The sequence below is a fragment of the Nonomuraea soli genome, assembly GCF_013761175.1.
GTDB lineage: Bacteria > Actinomycetota > Actinomycetes > Streptosporangiales > Streptosporangiaceae > Nonomuraea > Nonomuraea soli.
In genome coordinates this window covers 228,762-246,611 of record NZ_JACDUR010000001.1, presented here as the reverse complement: position 1 = coordinate 246,611, position 17,850 = coordinate 228,762, and the positions used below count along the sequence as shown (strand labels likewise).

The following is a 17,850-nucleotide window of genomic DNA, read 5'->3' as shown; positions in this document are numbered from 1 at the left end:
GGGCGGGTTCGAGTCTCACCTGCTTCGGAGAGGGAGACACGGAGACTTGGTGGGGCATGGCTTGACATATCCCTCGGCTGTGCGGGGGTGGATGGCGCTTTCCTATAGCGCCACGGAAAGTTACGTCAACCCTTTGCAGACGTTACCTTCTCGTTACCGATATATCGTTATCGGCGTATACCCAGGTCACAGCGTTACCTTACGATGAAGCCGAGGAAAACTTTTCCGAGAATCTAGCCGGTTTGCTACAAGCGGTTGCAATCAAATCGGTACCCGGTCTCCGACCGGTGCACCTCCCCCGGACGCAGCACCGTCGAGGGGAAATCGGGCCGGTTGGGCGAGTCGGGGAAGTGCTGCGTCTCCAGGCAGAACCCGGCGAAGGCCTGGTAGGGCGTGACGACGCCGTCGAGCATGTGCCCGGTGTAGAACTGCACGCCGGGCTCGGTCGTGCGCACCCGCATCGAACGCCCGCTGACCGGCTCCTCGACCACGATGCCCCCGCCCGGCCGCAACACGTAGCAGTGGTCGTAGCGCCCCTCCAGCCGCTCGCCGATCGCGGTGGGCGCGGTGAAGTCGTAGGGCGTGCCCGCCACCGGCACGGGGTCGCCGGGCACGGGGATCTTCCCCTCGTCCACCTCGAGGTAGGCGTCGGCCTCCATGGTCAGCACGTGTCCGCGCACGTCAGGGGCGTCGGCCAGGTTGAAGTAGGAGTGGTTGGTGAGGTTCAGCACCGTCGGCGCGTCGGTGGTGGCCTCGTAGGCGATCAGGAGCTCGTCGCCGTCGAGCGTGTAGGTCACCGAGACCGACATCGTGCCCGGGTAGCCCTCCTCGCCGTCCTTGCTGACCAGGCTGAGCCGTACGGCGTGGTCGCCGTCGCGGGAGGCGCTCCACACCCGCTTGTCGAAGCCCCTGAGCCCGCCGTGCAGGGCATGCCCGTTGTTGTTGCGGGCCAGCTCGTACGGCACGCCGTCGAGCGTGAAGGCGCCGTCGGCGATGCGGTTGCCGAACCTGCCCACGACGGCGCCGAAGTAGCGGCTGCGCTCCAGGTAGTCGCTCACGCTGTCCAGCCCGAGCACGACGTTGGCGCCGTCGGGCAGCTCGATCGACTGGATGATTGCCCCGAGCGTCAGGACTGCGACGCTGAGCCGGCCGTTGGACAGCTGGATACGCTCCACTGGCTGCCCGTCGGGGGTGGTGCCGAACTTCACGGTTCACTCGCTCTCTGGGTGGATTCCCTGATCACCAGGCTGGTCTCCAGCCTGACGGTGGTGTGCGGGGCGTGCTCTCCGGCGCCGACGGCCGCCAGCAGCAGGTCGACCGCCATGCGCCCGGCGGCGGCGGTCGGCATGGTGATGGTGGTCAGCTTGGGCCGGTTGAGCCGGCCGGGCAGGCTGTCGTCGATCCCGATGACGCTCACGTCGCCCGGGACGCTCAGGCCGCGCTCGACGAGGCCTTCGATGAGGCCGAGCGCGACCAGATCGTTGTAGCAGAGCACGGCGCTGTGCCCGGCGATCTTGTCTGCCGCGGCCAGGCCGCCCTGCTCGGTGGGTTCGTTGGGTCCCACGACCGTCAGCGGCACTCCGGCCTCGGCCGCCCGGTCGGTGGCGGCCTGGCGGATCTCGCCGCTGGTCCACGAGCCTGGCGGCCCGGTGAGCAGGGCGATGCGCCGGTGGCCGAGGCCCACCAGATGGTCGATGGCCGCCCGCGCGCCCTGGCCGACGTCCATCAGGACGGTGGTCAGGCCCTTCACGCGGCGGTTGACGATCACCAGCGGGACCTCGGCGCGCAGCCGGTGGATGGTCTGGTTCGACAGCCGGGGACTGCACAGGAGCACGCCGTCGACCTGCTTGGACAGCGTCTCGATGAGCTCCTGCTCCAGCACCGGGTCCTCGTCGGTGTCGGCGACGAAGACGTGGTAGTCGCGCTCGCGCGCGTGTCCCTGGGCCGCCTTGATCAGCGGGGGGAAGAAGGGGTTGGCGATGTCGGCCACGATGAGGCCGAGGTTGTGCGTGCGGCCGGTGGTCAGTGCCCTGGCCGCGCGGTTGGGCCGGTAGCCGAGCTGCGCGGCGACCGCGAGCACCGCCTGCCGGGTCTTCTCGTTGACCAGATGCGGCGCGGAGAAAGTCCGCGAGACCGTCGACACGTGCACTCCCGACGCCCTGGCTACGTCGCGAATCGTCACCATGGCCGCACACTAACGCAATCGGTTGCACGCCTACCAGGCACTATTGCGACCGGTTGCGAGGTAAACCCGCTGGCCACTTGACAGAGCTCGCGCTGGATGGCCAGAGTTTATGCAACTGGTTGCAGACCCTCATCAGCAGACCGTCAGAAAGACATCCCCCGTGAGCAGAACTCTCGTCACCGGGAGCGCCGGGCGCCTGGGCCGCAGTGTCGTCACCGCGTTCGCCGCAGCCGGGCACGAGGTGATCGGCATCGACAACGCGCCCGGAACCCCTCCCGAGGCCGCCGCATGCCTGCCCGCCGACCTGACCGACCTCGGCGAGGCCTATGAGGTGATCGCCCGCTTCCGTCCCGAGTCCGTCATCCACCTGGCGGCGATCGCCACCCCGTTCAGCCGCAGCGACGGCGTGACCTTCCGCACCAACACCCAGCTGGCGTTCAACGTGTGCCACGCCGCCACCGCGCTGGGCGTGCCCAAGCTGGTCGTGGCCAGCAGCCCGACGGTCATCGGGTACGGCAAGCCTGACGGCTGGACACCCGCCTACCTCGCGCTCGACGAGGACCACCCGGCCCAGCCGTGGAACGCCTACAGCCTGTCGAAGCTGGTGGCCGAGCAGACCATGCAGACGTTCGCGCGGACCTCCGAGACCCGGATGGCCGCGGTCCGGCCGTGCTACGTGGTCGCGCCCGAGGAGTGGGAGGGCGCCCCCACCCAGCAAGGCCACACCATGGCCGAGCGGCTTGACCGTCCGGAGCTCGCGGCGGTCTCGCTTTTCAACTACCTCGACGCCCGCGACGCCGCCGACATGCTGCTCGCTCTGCTGTCCAAGCTGCCGGAGCTGCCCAATGGCGAGGTCTTCTTCGCCGGGGCCGCCGACGCGCTGGCCCGCGACCCGCTGTCGGAGCTGCTGCCGCGGCTCATCCCCGCCACCGCCCCCTTCGCCGCCGGACTGACCGGCAGCGCCCCCGCCTTCTCCTCCGCCAAGGCCGAGCGCATGCTCGGCTGGCAGGCCAAGCGGAGCTGGCGCACCGAACTCAAGGAGAGCCTGTGAACCTCAGCGGCGTGCTGTTCTTCCCCGTGACGCCCTTCGACGACAACGGGGCGCTGGACGAGCGGGTGCTCGCGGAACACATCCGCCAGGGCCTGGCCCACGACCCGGGCGCGGTCTTCGTGGCGTGCGGCACCGGGGAGTTCTCGGCGCTTTCGCAGGCCGAGCACGCGCTGGCCGTCCAGGTCGCGGTGGCCGCCACCGCCGGCCAGGTGCCGGTGCTGGCGGGCGCGGGCGGCCCGCTCGGCGCCGCCCTGGAGCAGGCCCGTACGGCACGCGAGGCGGGAGCCGACGGCCTGCTGCTCATGCCGCCCTACCTGACGCAGGGCTCGACCTCCGGTTTCGTCGCGTACGTGACGGCCATCGCGGCCGAGCTCCCGGTGATCGTCTACCAGCGCGGCTCGGTCGTCCTCGACCCGGCCACCGTGGTGGAGCTGGCCCGGATCCCCGGCGTCGTGGGCCTCAAGGACGGACTGGGCGACATCGACCGCATGCAGCGCACCGTGCTGGCCGTGCGTCGGGAGATCGGCGAGGACTTCATGTTCTTCAACGGCCTGCCGACCGCCGAGCTGACCATGCCCGCCTACCGCGGCCTGGGCATCGACCTGTACTCCAGCGCCGTGTTCGCCTTCGCCCCCGAGATCGCCAAGGCCTTCTTCGCGGGTGACGACCGGCTGCTTACGGAGTTCTACGCGCCGCTGGTCGAGCTGCGCAGCAAGGCGCCCGGCTACGCGGTGGCGCTGGTCAAGGCCGGGATCCGGCTGCGCGGCCTGGACGTGGGCCCGGTGCGCGCGCCGCTGACCGACCTCACGCCCGAGCACGAGGCGGAGCTCGACACGCTGATCAAGCATGGCCTGTCCCTGGTAGCCGCATGATCGTCGATCTGACCACCACCCTGCGGTCGGCGCCCCTGGCCCGGCCGTGGGGCGCCGACGTGCCGTACAACCACGTCGTCCGCGTGGACGTCACGCTCGACGACGGCCGGGTCGGCACCGGGATCTCGTGGACGCCGCAGATCGGCGCGCACGCCGTGCGTGCCCTGCTCGACCACGACGTGCGCGACGCGGTGTTCGGCCTGGAGCCGCACCCGGAGGCGGTGTGGGACCGGCTGGCCTGGCACCTGAGCGAGGCCGGGCGCGGCGGGCTGGCCACGGTCGCCATGGCCGGGCTCGACCTGGCCCTGTGGAGTCTGCGCGGTCCGCTGGTCGGCGTGCTCGGGGCGCGCCGCTCCGAGGTTCCCGTGTACGGCAGCGGCGTCAACCTGCACTACTCCCTGGAGGAGCTGGTCGCGCAGGCGACCCGCTGGAAGGGCCTGCCCGCCGTCAAGATCAAGGTGGGCAAGCCCGACCTGGGCGAGGACGTCGAGCGGGTGGCCGCGGTCCGCGAGGTGATCGGGCCCGACACGCAGCTGATGATCGACGCCAACCAGCGCTGGGACCTGTTCCGCGCCCGGCGGGCCGTCTCCGCGCTGGAGAGGTTCGACCTGGCCTGGATCGAGGAGCCGCTGCCCGCCGACGACTGGCGTGGTCTGGCCGAGCTGCGGCGTTCCATCGGCGTGCCGGTCGCCGTGGGCGAGAACGTCTACACCCTGTACGGCTTCCGCGAGCTGCTGGCCTCCGGAGCGGTCGACGTGATCCAGCCCAACGTGGTGCGCGTGGGCGGCATCACGCCGTTCCTGCGCATCGCGGACCTGGCCAGGGCCTACGACGTGCCCGTCTACCCGCATCTGCTCATGGAGCTGTCGGGCCAGCTGGCGCTGTGCCTGCGTGATCCTGTCATGGTGGAACACGTGGAGGACGCGTCCCTGGCCGAGCTCGGCCTGCTCGCCGAGCCGTACCCCGTCGCCGTCGAGAACGGCCTGCTCACCGCGACCGGTCATCCGACGAGGTGGTTCGAGTGAAGATCGTCGTCGCCGGGGTGCACGGCTTCGGCAAGCACCACCTGCACAACATCTCGCGCCTGGAGGGCGCCGAGCTCGCCGGCGTCTGCGACCCCAGGCCCGCCGACCTGGGCGTGCCGCAGTCGGCCGACCTGGGAGCGCTCGTGCGCGAGACCGGGGCGCGGGTGGCCGTCATCGCCACCCCGATCCACACCCACGCCGACCTGGCCGTCACCGCCCTGCGGGCGGGGGCGCACGTGCTGCTGGAGAAGCCGCCCGCGCCCTCGGTCGCCGAGTTCGAGCGCATCGCCGCGGCGGCGGCCGAGACCGGCGGGGTCGTGCAGGTCGGCTTCCAGTCGCTGGGCTCGGCCGCGATCCCGGTCGCCCGCTCGGTCGTGGGCGAGATCCGCGGCATCGGCGTCGCGGGCGCGTGGGAGCGACCCAAGAGCTACTACACGCGTGCGGCCTGGGCGGGCAAGCGCCGGCTCGACGGCGTCGACGTCATGGACGGCGCGCTGACCAACCCGTTCGCGCACGCCGTGGCCACCGCCTTCTCGGTCGCGGGCCCCTCCCCGGTGGAGAGCATCGACCTGGAGCTCTACCACGCCAACGACATCCAGTCCGACGACACCTCCAGCGCCCGGGTGCGCCTGGCCGACGGCACGGTCATCACCGTCACCGTGAGCCTGTGCGCCGAGCGCCGCTACGAGCCGTTCCTGGAGCTGCACGGCTCCGCCGGCACCGCGCGGCTGTTCTACACCACCGACGAGCTGGAGGCCGGCGGCGTGCGCACCGGCTACGGGCGCACCGACCTGCTGGCCAACCTGCTCGACCACCTGCGTGACGGCACCGATCTGCTGGTGCCGCTCGCCTCCACCGAGGCCTTCACCCGCTTCCTCGACGCGGTGCGCCTGGCCCCGGAACCGGCCCCGATCGAGTCGGCCGACGAGCCGGAGCGCCGCCTGGTGCCCGGCATCGCCGCGTTCGCCGCGCGCAGCGCGCGCGAGCTGAAGACCCTGTCGGAGCTGGGCTTCCCCGGCGCGCCCGCCGACGACCCGTGGCCGGAGGTACGGCTGGGCGAGACGGCGTCGTATCTCTACCGCAGCGACATCGACGTCACCTCGGCCCCCAGGCCCTATCTCCACCCGGTCACCACCCTGGGCGGTGTCCCGGTCACCGAGCTGCAGCCCGCCGACCACATCCACCACTTCGGGGCGAGCGTGGCGATCTCCGACGTGAACGGCGTCAACTTCTGGGGCGGCTCCACCTTCGTGCCGGGCACCGGCCCGGTGATCCTGCCCAACCACGGCAGGCAGCGCCGCCGCAGGCTGGAACCGGTCGACGGCGGCTACCTGGAGCACCTCGACTGGACGGGCCCCGACGGCGAGGTGCTGCTGACCGAGGAGCGCACGCTGCTCACCCGCTCGCTCGGCGACGCCTGGGCGCTGGACGTCTCCTTCACCCTGACGGGCTCGGCGAAGATCGAGAGCTCGGCGACGAAGGGCCGGGCCGGCGCGGGCTACGGCGGCTTCTTCTGGCGCGCGCCCAAGGCCTCGGCGAACCTCGACGCCTTCACCGCTGGGTCGCGGGGCGAGGCCTCCGTGCACGGCAGCACCAGCCCCTGGCTCTGCCTGGTCAGCGATTCGTGGAGCCTGCTGTTCGTGCAGCGCGGCGAGATCGACCCGTGGTTCGTGCGCGTCGCCGAGTATCCGGGTGTGGGCCCGGCGCTGGCCTGGGACAAGCCGCTGCTGGTGGAGGGCGAGTTGCGCCGGTCGATCACGGTGGTCGTCGCCGACGGCCGGATGGGCCGGGAGCGGGCGGCGGAGCTGGCCGGCTGATGAGGATCTTCATCGCGGGTGACTCGACCGCCTCGGCCTATCCCGAGGCGGCCGCGCCGATGGCGGGCTGGGGGCAGGCTCTCGGCCTGTTCGTGGACGCCGACATCGTCAACGAGGCGATCCCCGGCGCGAGCGTGCGCAGCTCGATCGAGCGGCTGGGCATGCACGAGCGCATCATGGCCGCCATCGGCCCCGGTGACCTGCTGCTGGTCTGCTTCGGGCACAACGACCCCAAGCACGACCAGGACAGGTTCAGCGCCCCCTTCGACGGCTACCAGGTCTTCCTGCGCCGCTACCTCGACGGGGCACGCGAGCGGGGCGCCCGGCCGATCCTCGTCACGTCCGTGGAACGGCGCTCGGCCGAGCCCACCCACGGGCGCTATCCGGAGGCGATGAAGGAGCTGGCCGGCTTCGAGGGCGTGCCGCTCATCGACCTGCAGGAGGCGAGCCTGCGCTTCTACGGCGAGGTCGGCGTGGGCGCCGCCAAGGCGCTGTTCGTCGAGGTGGACGACACCCACTTCACGGCGGCGGGGGCGATCGAGGTGGCGCGGCTCCTGGCGGGGGCCGCCGGTGACCTGCTCCCCTGGCGCGAGGTCTGCCCCGAGCAGCCGCAGGGGGTCGTCCTGCCCGCGGAACGCGCCGCCGAGCTCGTGGAGTGGCGCACCGAGGGCCGGGCGCCGGGTGGCGAGACCCGCTCGGGCGCCGAGGAGGCCGGCATCGCCGTCCACGGGGCGCTCGGGTAGCGCCCCGGATTCCCTACCCCGGCGGGATCTCCCGCCGGGGCCTTCGTCGTGGCGCGAAACTGCATCTTTCTGCAACCGATTGCGGCTGCATCTATGAATCTTTCAGCGGATATTGACGTGAAATCGGGATTACGTAATGGTTTCGTGCAACCGATTGTTGTGCCACCCCCCAAGTGAGGTCGTCCCGTGCGACGTCTGTTACTCCTCGCCCTGGCAGTTCTGGCACTGACGCCGACGCCGGCTGCCGCACAGCACCGCACCACCCTCGTGGTCGCCGCCGACGGCTCGGGTCAGTTCACCACCGTTCAGGCGGCCGTCGACGCCGTGCCCCCGGGCAACACCAGGCCCGTCACGATCCTGGTCCGTGAGGGCACCTACAAGCAGCAAGTCGTCATCCCGGCCGACAAGCCGTACATCTCCCTCGTCGGCGCCACGCGTGACCCCTCCCGCGTGGTCCTGACCTTCGACGCCGCCGCGTCCCAGCAGAAGCCCGACGGCTCGGGCACCTACGGCACCTCCGGGAGCGCCTCCTACGTCATCAGCGCCGACGACTTCACCGCGCGCAACCTGACCTTCGAGAACGCCTACGACGAGGCAGCCGCCGGCAGCAGCCAGGCGGTCGCCGTCAGGACCGTCGGCGACCGGCAGGTCTACGACAACGTGCGCTTCATCGGCAACCAGGACACCCTGTACGCCAACTCCCCCTCGACGACGAGCTTCTCGCGGCAGTACTTCCGCAACTGCTACGTCGAAGGCGACGTCGACTTCATCTTCGGACGGGCCACCGCGGTCTTCGACCGGTGCCGGATCAAGTCGCTGACCCGCGGCAGCACGACCAACAACGGCTACGTGGCGGCGCCCAGCACCGAGATCACCAACCCGTACGGGTTCCTGATCTACCGCAGCCAGCTCGTCAGCACCGCGCCCGCGCAGACCGTCTTCCTGGCCAGGCCCTGGCACGCCGGCGGCTCGGCCACCGCGGTCGGGCAGCTCGTGGTGCGCGAGTCGTGGCTCGGGCAGCAGGTCAAGGAGATCCCTTACGACGACATGTCGGGCTTCTCCTGGCGGGACGCGCGCTTCGCCGAGTACCGCAACAGCGGGCCGGGCTCGACGGCGAACGCCGACCGCAAGCAGCTCACCGACGCCGAGGCGGCGCAGTTCACCCCGCAGAGGTACCTGGCGGGCGACGACGGCTGGAACCCGGTCCCCCACGACCACGGCCACGCGGCGGGCCCGGCGGACGCAGCCGGTGCCGCGGTGACGGCGGGCGCGGCCGGTGACCAGTTCGCGGCCTCCACCGAGGGCCACCGCGGGCACGGCTCCTTCCGGCTCGGCCGCGAGACCCTGGCCCCCAACGACGGCTGGGCTGCGGCCACCACCGGCACGACCGGCGGCTCCGCGGCCTGGAACGACAGCGTGCACGTCGTCTCCAGCCGCGCCGAGCTGGTCGAGGCGCTCGGCGATCCCGCCGACAACACCCCGCGGATCATCTACGTGAAGGGCACCATCGACGCCGACGTCGACAGCTCGGGAAGAATCCTGACCTGCGCTGACTACGCCACCGCCGGCTACACCCTCGACGGCTACCTGGCCGCCTACGACCCCGCCGTCTGGGGCCGCTCCACCCGCCCGAGCGGCCCGATGGAGGACGCCAGGAAGGCCAGCTACAACGCGATGGCCGCGCACATCACCGTGCGTCTGGGCTCCAACACGACCCTCATCGGCCTCGGCGACGACGCCGCGCTCAAGAGCTTCGGCATCCGCATCCAGAACGTCGACAACGTGATCGTCCGCAACCTGTCGATCTCCGACACCTCCGACTGCTTCCCCGCCTGGGACCCGACCGACGGGGCCGAGGGCGCCTGGAACGCCTCGTTCGACAACTTCGAGGTCTCCGGCGCCACCCACGTCTGGCTGGACCACAACACCCTCGACGACGGCGACAACCCCGACTCGAACCAGCCCGTCCACTTCGGCCGGCCGTACCAGGTCCACGACGGCCTGCTGGACGTGGTGCGCGGCTCCACCTACGTCACGCTGAGCTGGAACCACCTGAGCAACCACGACAAGACCACGCTGATCGGCAACACCGACAACCCGAACAGCTACGGCGAGGCCGACAAGCTCAAGGTCACCGTGCACCACAACTACTTCGACGGGCTGGGCCAGCGTGTGCCGCGGGTGCGCTTCGGCCAGGTCCACGTCTACAACAACCTCTACAAGGGGATCACCGCCTACTCGATCGGCGTCGGCTTCGGCTCCAAGGTCTTCGCCGAGTCCAACGCCTTCGTCGGCTCCAGGCTCCTGTCGGTCATCGGCGGCACCGCGATCAGCCAGCGCGGCAATCTCGTCGACGGCGTCGAGACCGATCTGATCGCCGCCTCCGGGGTGACGCTCACCCCGGACGCGGGCTGGACTCCCACGTTGTTCACCCGGATCGACCCGCCCCGGTCGCTGCAGGGCATCGTCCCGGCACGTGCCGGAGCGGGGCGGATCCGCTAGCACGCGTACGGCCCGCGTTCGCGAGACGCGGGCCGTACCTGAACCCCCTGGGGGCGGTCCCCAGGGGAATCGGGGGACATCCCATCGAGGAGATCACTCCATGAGACATGTCGTATCCGCAGCCGTCATCGTTTCAACCGCCCTGGCGGGCGGCGTGCTGGCCGTGGCCACCTCGGCCAGCGCGGCAACCGTCTACACGATCAAGAACAACGCCAGCGGACAGTACCTGACCACCGCCTCGTCCGGCGGCCAGCTCACCACGAACGCGGCGAGCAGCAGCTGGACCCTGTCGGACTCGGGCGCCCTGATCTCGTCGGTCAACGGCCTGTGCGCGGGCGTCTCCGGCGACTCGACCAGTGCCGGCAAGGCGATCGTCGCCGAGGCCTGCGACGGCTCGACCTTCCAGCGCTGGACCGTCTCCGGCACCCGCCTGGTCAACGCCGGTAGCGCCAAGTGCCTCAACGCCGAGAGCGGCTTGGTCAAGCAGAACTCGTGCGACAGCGCCTCCACCAAGCAGTGGACGCTCACCCCCACCTCCGGCGGCACCCCCAGCCCGACGATCACCCCGAGCCCGACGATCACGCCGACCGGCAACCCCACTACCCCGCCGCCCACCGGCGACGCGCTCTACGTCTCGCCCTCCGGCAGCGACGGCGCGGCCGGGACGATCTCGAACCCGACGACGCTCACCTCCGCGCTCACCCGCGTCGCCGCGGGCGGCACGATCTACATGCGCGGCGGCACCTACTCCTACTCCTCCACGGTCACGGTCGCGACGGGCAACAACGGCACCTCCAGCGCCCGCAAGACCCTGACCGCCTACCCGGGCGAGACGCCGGTGCTGAACTTCGCGGCCCAGGCCGAGGACCCGGCCAACCGCGGCCTGGCGGTGAACGGCAACTACTGGCACGTCAAGGGCCTGATCGTCGAGCGCGCCGGCGACAACGGCATCTTCGTCGGCGGCAGCAACAACATCTTCGAGCGCACCGTGACGCGCTTCAACCGCGACACCGGCCTGCAGCTCTCGCGGACGTTGTCGAGCACCCCGCGTGACCAGTGGCCGGCCAACAACCTCATCCTCTCGGCGCTGTCGCACGACAACGCCGACTCCGACGGCGAGGACGCCGACGGCTTCGCGGCCAAGCTCACCGTCGGCGGCGGCAACGTCTTCCGCTACGCCGTCGCGCGCAACAACATCGACGACGGCTGGGACCTGTACACCAAGACCGACACCGGCGCCATCGGCGTCGTGACGATCGAGGACTCCCTCGCCTACAACAACGGCACCCTCAGCAACGGCGGCCAGGCCGGCAACGGTGACCGCAACGGCTACAAGCTCGGCGGCGAGGACATCGGCGTCAACCACATCGTGCGCCGCAACTTCGCCTACAACAACGGCAAGCACGGCTTCACCTACAACCGCAACCCCGGCGCGATGACCGTGTCGAACAACATCAGCATCGACAACGCCGAGCGCAACTTCACCTTCGACGCCGGCAGCTCGGTCTTCCGCAACAACACCTCGTGCCGCTTCTCCAGCGGGTCGAACGACAAGATCGTCGGCAACTCCGACAGCTCCAACCAGTTCTACGCGGGCACCAACGGCTCGCGCTGCTCCGGCTACTCCGGTGCGCTCGGCTGGTCCTTCGCCTCCGACGGCCGCCTGGTCGTGACCCTCGGCGGGCGAGTCATCACCCCGTGACCTTGCAGTTCTCCGTACGGCTCGCGCCTGGACTTCACCGGCGCGAGCCGTACCTTGTCGGCGCCAGATCCGGCTGACCGTGCCCAGCGTCACCACGCTGCGGGGAGAGGGCACGGACGCCAGGCTCGAAGGCGTCTTCCTGTCGATCAGCACCGGGCGGCGGGAGCGTTTTTCACCACTTCCCGCCGAGCTCCTTGAGCGTGAAGGCCCCTCCGGCCCGGTCGTGCAGTGGTTCGCTCAGATCCGGCTCGCCGTATTTCTCGATGAGCGGCGTGGCGTGCTCCTCCGAGTCGTCGCGCGACTCCCATCCCAGCGCCCGCGCCGCGTCGAGCGACCACCACCGGCGGTCGTTGTCGGACACCCCCCACACCACGTGGAATCCCTGCGCGACCAGGCCCGCCTCGATGAGCGCGGCCAGGTCGCGCGGCGACATCCAGGTCGCCAGCCCGCGTGTGTCCCCTGACGCGTGGTTGCAGGTGCCGAGCCTGATGACCGTGGAGTTGATGCCGAACCGGTCGAAGTACAGGCTGGCCAGCGCCTCCAGCACCACCTTGCTGACCCCGTAGAAGGTGTCGGGGCGGGGGAAGGCGTAGTCGGGCAGCTCGCCCCCGTCGGCCGGGCGGGTGTGGAAGCCGGCGGCGTGGTGGCTGCCCAGGAGCACCAGGTGGCGGATCCCCTCGGCCCTGGCGGCCTCCATGAGGATCTGGCTGCCCGTGATGTTGGCGCGCACGATGTCGTCCCACGGGTGCTCGCGGCTCTGCCCGCCGAGGTGGACGATCGCGTCCACGCCCTTGGTCACCGCCGCCATCGCCTCGGGGTCGGCCAGGTCGGCCTGGACGAACTCCTCCCTCTCGCCGGGCTCGACGGGCACCAGGTCGGTCAGCCGGAGTGTCCGTCCCGGCCTGGCCAGGAGAGGCCGCAGGAGAATGCCGAGCTTGCCGGCCGCGCCGGTCACCAGGATCCGCATAGGTCTCCCTTGAGGAGTTCGTAAGCCTTGTTGACTATGACCCGGATCACAATATACGTTCCGCTGGACGAAATGCACATCACCAGACAACGTCCAAGTATGTGAACGGGAGGCGGTCCGATGACACGCCATCTGCTCGGTGTCGCGGTGTTAGTCGTGACCCTCGGGGCTTGCGGTTCGAGTGGAGCGGGATCTGACGAAGCGCTGGACATCTGGATCAGGCAGGCGCCCGATTCCGACTCGGCGAAGACGGCCCAGAAACTTGCCGACGCCTTCACGAAGGCCAGCGGGGTCAAGACCAAGGTCACCGCGATCTTCGACGACTTCGAGACCAAGCTCCAGCAGCAGGCCGCCCAGAAGAACCTGCCGGACATCGTGATCAACGACACCGCCCAGCTCGGCAACATGCAGGGGCAGGGCTGGTTGCGCGAGGTCGACAAGGCCTCCCTGGCCGGCGGCGACAAGCTCGCGGAAGGCGCGTGGAAGGCCGCCCAGGCGGGCAACGGCAAGTACTACGCCGCGCCGTTCTCGGCCCAGTCGTTCGCGCTGATCATGCGCAAGGACTGGCGCGAGAAGGTCGGCATGCAGCCGCCCAAGACCTGGGAGGAACTGGCCGCGCTGGCCAAGGCCTTCACCGACAAGGACCCCGACGGCAACGGCCAGGCCGACACCGCCGGCTTCGTCATCCCGGCCGGCACCAAGCGCGGCTACGCCTCCTGGTACGCCTCCTCGCTGATCTACGCCAACGGCGGCGACTTCCTGACCAACAACGCCGGCAAGTTCACCCCGGCCGTCAACCAGCCGAACGCCGTCGAGGCCGTCAAGTTCCTGCAGGACCAGTTCTGCACCGCCAAGTCGGTCAACCCGGGCGCGGTCAGCAACGACACGACCGTCACCCACGAGGTCTTCGAGAAGGGCCAGGGCGGCATCTACCTGGTCGGACCCTATGTGCTGGCGCGTTTCGTCAAGAGCCTGGGCGCCGACAAGATCGAGGTCCACCCGGTGCCCAAGGGCCCGTCGGGTGGTCCCGGCACCCTCGGCGAGGGCGAGAACGTCTACCTGATGGCCGGCTCGGCGCAGGAGGACAACCAGAAGAAGTTCGCCGAGTTCGCCGTCTCCGCCGAGGGCCAGCGCATCGGGATGAACAAGGACGCCCCCGGCGCGATCGTGCGCCTGCCCGTCAACACCACCGTCAACCTGGCCGCCGAGCGGCAGGATCCGGGCTGGAAGGTCTTCGCCGACGCCTACCCGGACGCGGTCTACAGCCAGCCGGTGCCGAACTGGGCGCCGATCCGCCAGGCCTCGGCCGACGCGATCAACGCGGTGTGGGCCGACTGCTCGTCCGACGTCAAGACCGCCATGGACGGCCTGGCGACCAAGCTGACCACGGAATTGCAGAACCAGAAGGCCTCATGAGCATGACCCTCGTGCGCGAGGAGAAGCGCCTGAGCCCCCACCGCCGGCAGGCCCGGCGGCGGGGGCGATGGCTCGTGCCCTGGCTCTTCCTCGCACCGGCGCTGATCCTCTTCCTCTACTTCAAGTTCATCCCGATGTTCGAGAACCTCCGGATGAGCTTCTTCAAGGTCCAGACCTTCCTCGGCGACGAGTTCGTGGGCCTGGACAACTACCGCCGCATCATGACCGACGACGCGTTCGTCAGCGCGATGTGGCACAGCGTCGTGCTGGCCGTCGGCACCACGGTCGGCTCGCTGGTGCTGGGCCTGGTCCTGGCTCTGCTGATCGAGGGGACGGCCAGGCATCTGTGGTTCGTGCGCACCGCTGCCTTCCTGCCGGTGGTCGTGACCATGGCGGCGGTCGCCGAGATCTGGCGCATCATGTACCACCCGGCGGAGAGCGGCCTGATCAACTCGATCATCGGGTTCCTCACGATCGATCCGCAGCCGTTCCTGTCGAGCGAGGACTCCTCGCTGCTGTCGATCATGGGCATGATGATCTGGCGTGGCACGCCGTACGACATGATGATCTTCCTGGCCGGGCTCGTGGGCGTGGACCGCACCCTGTACGAGGCCGCCGCCGTCGACGGCGCCTCGACCTGGCAGCGCCTGTGGCACATCACGCTGCCCGCGCTCCGCCCGGTCTTCTGGATCCTGGCCACCCTGGCCGCCATCCGGGGCCTGCGCGTCTTCGTCGAGGTCTACGTGCTGACCAACGGCGGGCCGAACGGCTCCTCCGAGGTGCTGATGACACTGATCTACAAGATGGGCTTCCAGAGCAACGAGCTCGGCGTGGCCGCGGCGGGCTGCATCGTGCTGTTCGCGGCGACGCTGGTGCTCACGATCATGGTGCAGCTGATGCGCAGGAGGCAGGCATCGTGACCCCGCATCGTTTCGACAGCGCCCTGGGCCTGGAGGCCAGGCGCGGCCCGGTGGCGACGGTCCTGAAGCTGCTGCTGTACGCGGGCATGATCCTGGTCTTCGCCGGCCCGCTGTGGGGCCTGCTGGTCAGCGCTTTCGGCCAGACCCTCGACCCGACCAGCTTCGCCCTGTGGCCCGACGGCTTCACGCTGGAGAACTTCGCCCAGGCGGGCGACAAGAACGTCTACGGCTACCTGTTCAACTCCTTCGTCGTGGTCGGCTTCGGGCTGCTGCTGCAGATGCTCGTCAGCGTCTTCGCCGCCTACGCCCTGGCGCGCAAGAAGTTCCGGGGCATGACCGTGGTCATGCTGATCATGCTGGCGACGATGATGCTGCCCGAGGAGATCATCGCCATCCCGCTCTCGCTCGTGCTGGCGGACATGCCGCTGCTCGACGTGCGGCTCATCGACACCTACGCGGGCATGATCCTTCCCGTCGGGGCGTGGGGCTTCTCCATCCTGGTGATGACCGAGTTCATGAAGGAGGTCCCGGTCGAACTGGAGGAGGCCGCCCGCATCGACGGCGCGGGCGAGCTGCGCACCTTCTTCACGATCATCCTGCCGCTGTGCCGTCCGGCGCTCGGCGTGATCGGCGTCTTCGGCTTCACCATGATCTGGGACCAGTACCTGCTGCCGCTCATCGTCGCCAACGATCCGGGCTACTACACGCTGCCCATCGCGCTGCGATCGCTGCGTTCCGACGAGGAGGTGGGCATCGGCGTGCTGCTGGCCGCGACCCTCCTGGCGCTGCTGCCGTCGATCATCGCCTTCCTGGCGTTCCAGCGGCAGTTCATGCGCGGACTCACCAGCGGCGCGGTCAAGGGATAGGTGTCCACATACATGGATCTCATCCCCTATTCTGGATCTTATGGAGCCTTCGATGGTGAAGTCGGCGGAGCGCACCGTTCGCATCCTGGAGATGTTGTCGTCCTCGCCCGACCGGCTGTCGCTGGCCGAGCTCCAGCACCGCACGGGCTTCCCGCGCAGCAGCCTGCACGCGCTGCTGCGGACCCTGGCCGAGCTGAAGTGGATCGAGGCGCCTCCCGGCGAGTCCGCCTACGGCATCGGGCCGCACGCCCTGCTGACCGGGACCGCCTACCTCGACAAGGACCCGGCTCTGCCGTACGCGCAGGAGACCCTGGAGGACCTGCGCGAGGAGATCGGGCACACGGTGCACTTCGCCCGGCGCGACGACGGTCACGTGCTGTACCTGGCGACCCGCGACTCGCGCGTCGCCCACCACGTGATCCCGAGGGTGGGCCGTCGCCTGCCCGCCCACGTCACCGCGCTCGGCCAGGCGCTGCTGGCGCAGCTGACCAACGACGAGGTGCTCGGCCTGCTGCCCGCGGAGCTGACGGCGCTCACCGACCACACCATCACCGACACGGCCAAGCTCATGGACGAGCTCGACCAGGTGCGCTCGCGCGGCTGGGCGCACGAACGCGAGCAGGGCACGCGCGGGGTGGCCTGCGTGGCCGTCGCGGTCGACTACCGCATCCCGGCCACCGACGCGATCAGCGTCTCGATGCCCGCCTCGCTGCCGCCCTCCGGGGTCGAGCAGGTCGCCGAGGCGGTGGTGCGGCACACCCGCAAACTCGCTGCCACTCTGCGCCGGGAGGGCATCCGATAATCCATCATCCGGCGCATTCTCGGAGGGATCTCGGTTATGCGTCTTGATGGTGTCCTCTTCTTCCCGGTGACCCCGTTCGCGTCCGACGGCTCGGTGGACGAGTCGGTCCTGGCCGAACACGTCTCCGCGGGAGTGGAGTCGGGGGCGGGCGGTGTGTTCACCGCCTGCGGCACCGGCGAGTTCAACGCGCTCGACCTGGCGGAGTACCGGCAGGTCGTGGCCACCTCCATCGCCGCGGCAGGCGGCCGGGTGCCGGTCCTGTCCGGGACCGGCGGTCCGCTGCCCACGGCGCGCGCCTTCGCCGCCGAGGCCCAGGCTCTGGGTGTCGACGGCCTGTTGCTGCTGCCTCCCTATCTCGTGTCGTCCCCTCCCGGCGGTCTGGTGTCCTACGTGCGTGCCGTCGCCGAGAGCGTCGAGCTGCCGATCATCGTGTACGGCAGGGCCAACGCCAGGTTCGGCCCGCCGGCCGTCGCCCAGCTCGCCGGCATCCCGAACGTGATCGGCTACAAGGACGGCATCGGCGACTTCGACCTGCTGCAGCGCATCATCCTCACCGTGCGCCAGGAGACCGACCGGGAGTTCACCTTCTTCAACGGGCTCCCGACCGCCGAGTTCACCATGCCCGCCTACCGGGGAATCGGGGTCACCCTCTACTCCTCGGCCGTCTTCGCCTTCGCGCCGGAGATCGCGCTGGCCTTCTACAAGGCGCTGACCTCGGGCGACGAGGTGCTGTGCCAGCGGTTGCTGACCGGGTTCTACCTCCCGCTGGTGGAGCTGCGAGACAAGGTGCCGGGCTATGCGGTCTCCCTGGTCAAGGCAGGTGTACGGCTGCGCGGGCTCGACGCGGGCGCGGTGCGTCCCCCGCTGGTCGACGCCGCGCCCGAGGACGTCGCCGAGCTGGAGCGGCTGATCGCCGCGGGCAGGGACATCGCGGGTGTGTGAAGCCGTCGCGCCAGGCGCCGGGTCCGTGCGACCCGGCGCC

15 protein-coding genes are annotated in these 17,850 nt (G+C 70.0%); 12 read left to right on the top strand and 3 right to left on the bottom strand.

Annotated elements, in window-relative coordinates; translation table 11 throughout:
- Window positions 1–245: 245 nt before the first annotated feature.
- Window positions 246–1,208 carry an aldose epimerase family protein gene (locus HNR30_RS01230; RefSeq protein ID WP_181607425.1) on the bottom strand — a complete coding sequence of 321 codons (963 nt, stop codon included), beginning with the start codon at window positions 1,206–1,208 and terminating at the stop codon, window positions 246–248.
- Window positions 1,205–2,185 (bottom strand): LacI family DNA-binding transcriptional regulator, encoded by a 981-nt coding sequence (locus tag HNR30_RS01225; RefSeq protein ID WP_181607421.1) that lies wholly within the window; start codon window positions 2,183–2,185, stop codon window positions 1,205–1,207. Before HNR30_RS01225 ends, HNR30_RS01230 begins: the two co-directional genes overlap by 4 nt.
- Before the next feature lie 160 nt (window positions 2,186–2,345).
- Here HNR30_RS01225 and HNR30_RS01220 point away from each other — a divergent pair, with 160 nt between their 5' ends.
- The 7 genes from HNR30_RS01220 to HNR30_RS01190 all read left to right on the top strand — a co-directional run bounded on the left by HNR30_RS01220 (window position 2,346) and on the right by HNR30_RS01190 (window position 11,897).
- Window positions 2,346–3,236: an NAD-dependent epimerase/dehydratase family protein gene (locus HNR30_RS01220; protein ID WP_181607417.1), complete on the top strand. Its 891-nt coding sequence runs from the start codon at window positions 2,346–2,348 to the stop codon at window positions 3,234–3,236.
- Window positions 3,233–4,108: a 5-dehydro-4-deoxyglucarate dehydratase gene (locus HNR30_RS01215; RefSeq protein WP_181607415.1), complete on the top strand. Its 876-nt coding sequence runs from the start codon at window positions 3,233–3,235 to the stop codon at window positions 4,106–4,108. The genes HNR30_RS01220 and HNR30_RS01215 overlap by 4 nt, the downstream gene beginning before the upstream one ends.
- Window positions 4,105–5,133: a mandelate racemase/muconate lactonizing enzyme family protein gene (locus HNR30_RS01210; RefSeq protein WP_181607412.1), complete on the top strand. Its 1,029-nt coding sequence runs from the start codon at window positions 4,105–4,107 to the stop codon at window positions 5,131–5,133. The genes HNR30_RS01215 and HNR30_RS01210 overlap by 4 nt, the downstream gene beginning before the upstream one ends.
- Window positions 5,130–6,950, top strand: coding sequence for a DUF6807 family protein (locus HNR30_RS01205; RefSeq protein ID WP_181607410.1), 1,821 nt, complete (start codon window positions 5,130–5,132; stop codon window positions 6,948–6,950). The genes HNR30_RS01210 and HNR30_RS01205 overlap by 4 nt, the downstream gene beginning before the upstream one ends.
- Entirely contained in the window at window positions 6,950–7,693 is a 744-nt protein-coding gene (locus HNR30_RS01200) for a rhamnogalacturonan acetylesterase (protein ID WP_181607408.1), read from the top strand. Before HNR30_RS01205 ends, HNR30_RS01200 begins: the two co-directional genes overlap by 1 nt.
- A 186-nt stretch (window positions 7,694–7,879) precedes the next feature.
- Window positions 7,880–10,195 carry a pectinesterase family protein gene (locus tag HNR30_RS01195; protein ID WP_181607405.1) on the top strand — a complete coding sequence of 772 codons (2,316 nt, stop codon included), beginning with the start codon at window positions 7,880–7,882 and terminating at the stop codon, window positions 10,193–10,195.
- A 100-nt stretch (window positions 10,196–10,295) separates the two neighbouring features.
- The gene (locus tag HNR30_RS01190; protein WP_181607402.1) at window positions 10,296–11,897 is read left to right on the top strand and encodes an RICIN domain-containing protein; all 1,602 of its coding nucleotides are present in this window, start codon (window positions 10,296–10,298) and stop codon (window positions 11,895–11,897) included.
- Window positions 11,898–12,069: 172 nt separating this feature from the next.
- Here HNR30_RS01190 and HNR30_RS01185 read toward each other — a convergent pair whose 3' ends face one another.
- A complete protein-coding gene (locus tag HNR30_RS01185; protein ID WP_220133132.1) occupies window positions 12,070–12,864 on the bottom strand; it encodes an NAD-dependent epimerase/dehydratase family protein in 795 nt (264 codons plus the stop codon).
- 156 nt (window positions 12,865–13,020) lie between these two features.
- Here HNR30_RS01185 and HNR30_RS01180 point away from each other — a divergent pair, with 156 nt between their 5' ends.
- The 5 genes from HNR30_RS01180 to HNR30_RS01160 are packed head-to-tail and all read left to right on the top strand — an operon-like array spanning window position 13,021 to window position 17,810.
- On the top strand, window positions 13,021–14,280 hold the full coding sequence (locus tag HNR30_RS01180; RefSeq protein WP_312894176.1) for an ABC transporter substrate-binding protein: 1,260 nt from the start codon (window positions 13,021–13,023) through the stop codon (window positions 14,278–14,280).
- Window positions 14,277–15,200 (top strand): carbohydrate ABC transporter permease, encoded by a 924-nt coding sequence (locus tag HNR30_RS01175; RefSeq protein ID WP_181607396.1) that lies wholly within the window; start codon window positions 14,277–14,279, stop codon window positions 15,198–15,200. Before HNR30_RS01180 ends, HNR30_RS01175 begins: the two co-directional genes overlap by 4 nt.
- Window positions 15,197–16,066 carry a carbohydrate ABC transporter permease gene (locus HNR30_RS01170; protein ID WP_312894175.1) on the top strand — a complete coding sequence of 290 codons (870 nt, stop codon included), beginning with the start codon at window positions 15,197–15,199 and terminating at the stop codon, window positions 16,064–16,066. Before HNR30_RS01175 ends, HNR30_RS01170 begins: the two co-directional genes overlap by 4 nt.
- Before the next feature lie 40 nt (window positions 16,067–16,106).
- Window positions 16,107–16,868, top strand: coding sequence for an IclR family transcriptional regulator (locus tag HNR30_RS01165; protein WP_181607394.1), 762 nt, complete (start codon window positions 16,107–16,109; stop codon window positions 16,866–16,868).
- Window positions 16,869–16,904: 36 nt separating this feature from the next.
- Entirely contained in the window at window positions 16,905–17,810 is a 906-nt protein-coding gene (locus tag HNR30_RS01160) for a 5-dehydro-4-deoxyglucarate dehydratase (RefSeq protein ID WP_181607391.1), read from the top strand.
- Window positions 17,811–17,850 lie beyond the last annotated feature (40 nt).